Annotated in this window: 1 protein-coding gene and 4 pseudogenes; all 5 read left to right on the top strand. The window is 32.2% G+C overall.

Going from position 1 to position 6,883, the window contains the following annotated elements; all coding sequences use genetic code 11:
* Positions 1 to 873, top strand: an 873-nt coding sequence (locus U880_RS0102445) for a variable large family protein (protein WP_024654624.1), incomplete at its 5' end; no start/stop codon positions are given.
* 415 nt (positions 874 to 1,288) lie between these two features.
* Positions 1,289 to 2,264, top strand: a pseudogene (locus U880_RS09960) (variable large family protein).
* Positions 2,265 to 2,608: 344 nt separating this feature from the next.
* Positions 2,609 to 3,698 (top strand): annotated as a pseudogene (locus U880_RS11565) (variable large family protein).
* 342 nt (positions 3,699 to 4,040) lie between these two features.
* Positions 4,041 to 4,753: pseudogene (locus U880_RS11315) on the top strand (variable large family protein); the annotation flags it as partial.
* Positions 4,754 to 5,676, top strand: a pseudogene (locus U880_RS11115) (variable large family protein); the annotation flags it as partial.
* Positions 5,677 to 6,883: the final 1,207 nt, after the last annotated feature.

Genomic DNA, 6,883 nt, shown 5'->3' with positions numbered 1-6,883 from the left:
ATGGTAGGGAGTGTATTGGGATTGAATTTGGAGAGTAAGAAATCGGATGTTGGGAATTACTTTAAGAAGGTTCAAGATACTGTGCAAGGGATAAAGGATGGACTTAATAAAATTGTTAGTGATATGAAGAAAGAAAAGAATCCAAATGCTGAGGCTACTGAGAGTGCAGTGAAAACATTGGTTGAGAGTAAACTAGATAAGATAATTGGTGGAGCAAAGGAGGTAAGTGAGGCAATTGGTGATGCTAGTGATCCAATTGGTAATGTTGCTGATAAGGATGCTGCTGCGGCTGTTGTTGGAGATAGTGTTAAATCTCTTATTGAAGGAATTGAAAAAATTGTAAGTGTTGTACTTGGAAAAGAAGGTAATCCTGAAGCTGGGGATGCTAAGAAGGTTGCAACTGTTGGAAATGGCAATAGGGGAGCTGCTTCTGATGGAGAAGCAGGGAAATTATTTACTGCTAATGCAGGTACTGCTGATAATGCAAAAAAATCAGTAGCTGATGCAGCAAAAGCAGTTGGGGCAGTCACTGGTGCTGATATTTTGCAAGCTATTGTTAAAGGCGATGGTGATGCTACTGCAGCTAAATTGGCTAGTGCTAAAGATGGAACAATAGCAGGAGCTATGGCATTAAGAGCGATGGCAAAGGGAGGTAAATTTGCTGGTCCTAATGATAATAATAATGCTGATTATACTGCTGAGATTAAAGGAGTAGCATTAAGTTCAGTAATTAAGGCATTAGATACATTGACAATAGCAATAAGAAGTACTATTGATGAAGGACATAAAAGTGTAAAAGAAGCAATGAAAATTAATACTAATGATACTCCTGTAGCATCTGAAAAGAGTGGTTCTGGTGATCAAAATAAATAGGCAAAGTTATATAAGTAAATAATAAAAATAAAGTTATAAAGAGGAAGATACTAAGAGTTAAGCTTTTGGTATCTTTGATTTTATAGTGTGTAAAACAGGGATATATTGATTTATATGATTAATTTTATTATTTGTGGTTTTTTAAAATGTTCTAATTAAAAGTATTCAGTTTGTTATATAAAATTGTACAAACAAAGATAATACATTAAAAGAACAAGTTTTAATCTTTATTATTGAATACACTGCTTATTGGGAAAAATTAGATACCAATCATATATAATTTCAATTGTAATGTGTAAAAAACTTGATATAAATAGTTGTATATTATAAGTATCAAAAGTCAATACTCAATATTTTGTATTTTCAGGTTACTAATATATGGTAATAAAATAAATCAGATGATAGTTGTTATGGGATGGGATGTAATAGTGGGGGTAGAGATCCAGAGAAAGTATTTTTGAGTGAGATGGTAAATTTAGGAAAAGGATTTTTAGAAGTATTTGTGAGTTTTGGGGATATGATTACGGAGACATTAGGAATAAAGGCAGATATAAAGAAAAGTGAGATAGGAGCTTATTTTACTAAGATTGAGAATACAATGAAAGTAGTAAAAGGGAAATTAGGGGAAATTATAGAAAAGAATGGGTATTATCCGAAGGTGAAAGAGAAGGTAGAGGAATTTATTGGGAAGATAAGTAAGATTGAGGAAGGAGCAAAACTTGTGGTCACTGGAGCTACAGGAGAGAATAAAATTGGTGGTATCACTAATGCAGGACAAGAGGCAGTAGCTGCTGACAAAAATTCGGTTATTTCTTTCATTAAAGGGATGAAGACAATAGTAGGTATAGTGTTGACAGAAAGTGAAGGTAATGCGGAAGCTAGTAAGACAGGAGAAAATGATAAAAAGGACGTTGGAAAATTGTTTGCAAAAAAAGATGCTGATAGGGCTCAAGAAGCAGAAGCAGCTAAGGCTAGTTGCATCAATAGGAGCAAGTAAGTGGAGCTGATATATTGAAAGCTATTGCTAAGTCTAAAGAAAATCCTGTTATTGATGCTTAATGATGGAATTGAAAAGGCAGGAGATGCAGCAGAGATTGCGGTTGCTACAGCTGTTGATGACAAGAAAGAGATTTAAGATAATGCGAAGAAAGATGCAGTAATAGCAGCGGGAATAGCATTAAGAGCAATGGCAAAGGATGGTAAGTTTGCGGCTAAGAATAAAGATAAGTCCGCAAATGCAGTCAATGGAGCAGTAGAAAGTGCAGTAAATAAGATATTAAGTACATTGACAATAGCTATTTAGGAATACAGTGGATGAAGGATTAAAAGAGATAAATAAGGTATTAGGCGAGATTAAGCAAGGAGAAGGAGTTGGAGCTAAGGCTAATTAATAGCTGAATTAATGGTAGTTGATGTAGCAAACGATCAAAATGGAGTAAGCAGTAAATTTAGATGCATTAAAGATAGTGTATAAAGATATTTATATTGGAATATAGTTTAAAATGGCGAGAGAAAAATATTAGTAAAGGGAGCAATCAAGTTCTCTTTTTTTATTTGCGGTATTGTGTATGTTATATAAAGCCTCATTTATTTGTTTTTTGCTTTTAAAGATAAGCTATAAAAAAGTAAAAAAAATAAGGAGGCGAAGAAAATGAAAGGAAGTGAAATAAAAGGAGAAATAAAAGGGAAGATAGAAATAGAGAGAGGAAGAGAGAGAGTGAATAGAATGAAAAGAATGAATAGAATAGTGAAAGGAATAATGGTGATGGTAGTGATGTTTGTGATGGGATGTAATAGTGGGGGAGTAAAAGGTGGAGAGGTAAACTTGGAAGCTAAGAATAGTTTTTTAGAGTAATTAGTAAAGATAGGACAGGGGTTTCAGGAGATTTTTGGTGTTTTTGGGAGTGCTTTTGGAGATGCATTAGGGTTTAGTGTAGTGAAATCGGGGGATAAGAGAAGTAAGGTAGGGGAACACTTTAAGAGGATTGGCGATGAACTTATAACAACGAAGAATAAGTTAAATGAATTATTAAGTAAAATCTTTGAAGCTAAGGATGTTGAGGAAAGCACAATTGAAGTTGTTAAGAGTGCAATTAAAGGCGCAAGTGATATTTTGACAAGTTAAATACTGCTATAATGAAACTTGCTACTGTTTCTAAAGAAGCTGGTAATATTGATTTTGCTGCAGGTGCTGCTGAAGCTAATAATGCTCCTGCTGGAGCTGATAAAGATAGCGTTAATGCAATAATTGAAGGTGTAAAGACAATTCTTGAAATAGCAGAGAAGTCTGCTATCAAACTTGAGAAGGGTGATTCTGGTAATATTGTGGCTAATGCTAATGGACCTAAGTTATTGGCTCATAATAGTCGGGCTGTTGCTGGTGATGCTGCAAAGTTAGCAGATGAAGTGTCTAAGGCAGATCCGTGGGCAATGATTGACAAAATTAGAAATGCTACTGCATTAGAAATGCTACTGCTGTGGACGTTCCTGCTCAAGCTTCTCCTAGTTCTGAAGTTGGGACATTAGTTGCTGGTGGCAATGCCGATAATTCTGCTAGTACTGCTAAAACCAATGCAGATCTAGCAGCTGCGGTTGCTCTAAAGGCGATGACTAAAGGTGGTAAATTTACTCAAGCTGCTCAGAATGAAGAGGGTGCAGTTAAAGCAGCAGCAGCAAGTGCAGTAAATAAGGTACTAGGCATACTTAATGTAATAATTAGAAAAACAGTAAGTAGCAATTTAGAGAGAGTGAAAGAATCAATTAAGGGAATAAAATATTCTGAAACTAGTGTAACTGATGCTAGTCAGTCTGTTGTTAGTAAATGAATCAGGAAATTTCGTAGAAATAAGAAAATATTAAGTATAAGGAAAACCATATTTTCTTGATTCAGGATATATGGTTTCCTTTTTTATTTTTTAAATAATGTTATTAATGTTATTATGGTCTTAAACTTAAAGTAGCAATTTCTTCTCAAACTTTTTTTATCGGGGGTAAATGGTTATTATAAGGTGAGGTTTAACTAATATGCAATTATTTAAGTGATATATTAAGAGCTTAGTGTTTTTGGTATCTTTTAGTTAAAAATAAAAGATGTATTTTTTGTATGTTTGATATTATTTTTGTTTTATTAAACTGTTCTAGTAAAAGATGTTCAGTTGTAGTGATGGGATATAGGGAAGTATTTTAGCGATATTGAGAAGACTATGAATTCAGTAAAAAGTAAATTAAACGCTGTAGTGGCAGAGAATGGTGACTATCCAAAGGTGAAAGAATTAGTTGAGCAATTTATTATTGGGACATTAAACAAAATTGCACAAAAGGATCAAAGCTTGCTGCTAGTAGTGCTACTGATGGAATATCAATTGGTGAAGTTGAAAGTCTAATGAAGGTATTAGTGTTGACGCTGCAAGTGTAAGTGCACTTGTGAAAGGAATTAAAGGAATAGTTGATTTAGTTATAGACAAGGGAGATGGACATGCATGCAGATAAAACTAATCCTGCTGATGCTGATAAGAAGGATATTGGTAAGCTATTTGGTGCTAAAACTGATGGTAATGGAGCAGAAGAGAAACATATAGCAGCAGCAAGTGCATCAATAGGAGCAGTAAGTGGAGCTGATATATTGCAAGCTATTGCTAAATCTGCTAATGCTGCTGATAATGAAATTCAGATTGTTAATGCAAAGAATGCTGCTGAAATTGCTGCTGCTAAGAAAGAAAATGCTGGTACGGAATTTAATGTTGATGATGCTAAAAAAGATGCAGTAATAGCTGCAGGAACTGCTTTAAGAGCAATGTCAAAGGGAGGTAAATTTGCTGCTAAGAATGAAGATAAATCTGCACATGCAGTTAATGGTATAGCAGTAAGTGCTGTAACTAAATATTCATTTTTGGAGTTAGTGTCAGATGTATTGGGATTTACTGCAAAAGTAACTATAAAGAAGAATGAAGTAGGCTAATATTTTAATAACCTAGGCAAGAAGCTTGAAGACGCATCAAAAGAATTAGAGGAAGTAGCAAAAAAATCAGAGGTAGGTGTTTGGTAAAGGGAAAGAATCAAAGGATGGAAAGAATGCAATTAGAGAAGCAATTAATTCAGCTAAGGGAGTTTTAAATATATTAAAAGGACATCTAGAATCTTTAGGTAAGGTAGGTGATGCAAGTGTAGTAGGTGATGCAAATGTTGCTGCTGGTTCAGGAACAACAGTAAATGAGGAATCACTAAAGAAATACCTTAATGCATTACAAGAAATAGTAAAAATAGCGACAGATATAGGTGTTCAAGGATTGAAGGCAGGGGCTACAACGTTAAAAGTAAATAATGCAGATAATAAGGATGGAGCTAAAATATTAGCCACAAGTGGTGCTAATCCAGGAGTTCAAGATGCAGGTAAAGCATCAGCAATACTGGCAAGTGTAAGTGGAGAGGAAATGCTAGATTCAATAGTTAAATCAAAAGACAATGATATAGCATTAGCAGCAGCTGCAAATATTAATACAACTGCGGTGTCATTTGCGAAAGGAGGATCAAGTGAGAACCTATCAAATGCTGATACACCAAAAGCAGCAGCAGTAGCAGGGGGAATAGCGTTACGTTCATTGGTTAATTCAGGTAAATTAGCAGCAGGAGCAGCAGCTGGTAATTCAGGAGGGAAAGAAGAAGTTCAAGGAGTAAGGAGTAACAGCAGTAAATAAGTTATTGGTATCAGTAGAAGATATAATTAAAAAGACAGTAAAGGAAACACTTAAAAAAGCAAAAGAAAAAATAGATAAAGTAAGATCTCCAAAAACAGCAGATCAGTAATGATAAAGATAGTTACATTAGATTATTTAGGAGTTGGCATAGAAGGCAAGTGTAGATATGAGTCTAATTTGCCTTTTTTTTAATGATTTTTCTTTTTTATATTTCTTTATTACAAGATGTATGGATAAAAACAAAGTAATTATTATTTTATTTTGATTTATTAATATGAATGATATTTTTCTGTGTAAGTAGTATTTTTTTTGTTTCTATTTCTTAATAGCATAGCTCAATACACTATTATAGTGTTTTTAGGGTTTATTGTTAAGTAAAATAAGTGAATTTAGTTAATGTTTAAGATACGAAGATATTAGAAAAGATTTGTTTTTGTATTTTGTGAGTATTTTTATAGGAAATACCCATTTGTTTTAGATTTAGGTTAATGTATGATTTGAGAGTATGTATATCTTTGTTAGAGTGTTGATCAATAAGAAAGGATTCAATTAGATTAGCAATAGTAGACTGTAATTCATTATTGCTATTTTTATAAAATAATAAATTTGCAGTATTATGTATACGTAAATTTTCAAATGAATTAATAAAAATTAAGTTTTCAAGGCTATTTAGTGAAGTAGGCTTACTTACAAGTTTGATACTTTTGTATTTTGGATGTTTTAAAATGGATTCATAAAAGTAAGAATTGTCCTTTTTGTGTAGAGATTGAAGAATAATAGAATAAATATATTCTAAATGTTTAGTCGTTATATTTGTACAAAATAATTTTTTGAGAATACGATTAAGTTTTACGTGAATAATATAAACTTATGTTTTTTTAGAAAATAAATAGCATTTATAATTAATGTGGAGTTGACTAAAGTATAATTTTTAATTTGTAAATCGGATGATGATGTGTAAATAATAGTATCATATGTATAATTAGTGATAGTAAAATTTTTTTTGGTGAATTTAAATAATGGAATACCAGAAGAAAGCAAGATACCTATTGCTTTAAGTTCTGTACTATTTGATATTAAGAGGTAATTTGTGCAAAAATTAATAATTTCTTTAGGATTTATTTCAATTATAATATTATTTGTACTATTGTTAAATATAATTTCATTTATTTTTTTGATGTTTGATTTTTTTAAAAAATTTTTTTATACTAATTATTTTAAATAAATATATATCTGTTTTAAAGAATTGTCAACTTTGTATTTTTTTTGGTAACTCTGTATTAATTTTGGTAACTCTGTATTTTTTTGGGTAGCTT

It is taken from the genome of Borrelia hispanica CRI, assembly GCF_000500065.1.
Lineage (GTDB): Bacteria > Spirochaetota > Spirochaetia > Borreliales > Borreliaceae > Borrelia > Borrelia hispanica.
The sequence above is the reverse complement of the archived record's forward strand: the minus strand, read 5'-3'. Positions and strand labels throughout refer to the sequence as shown.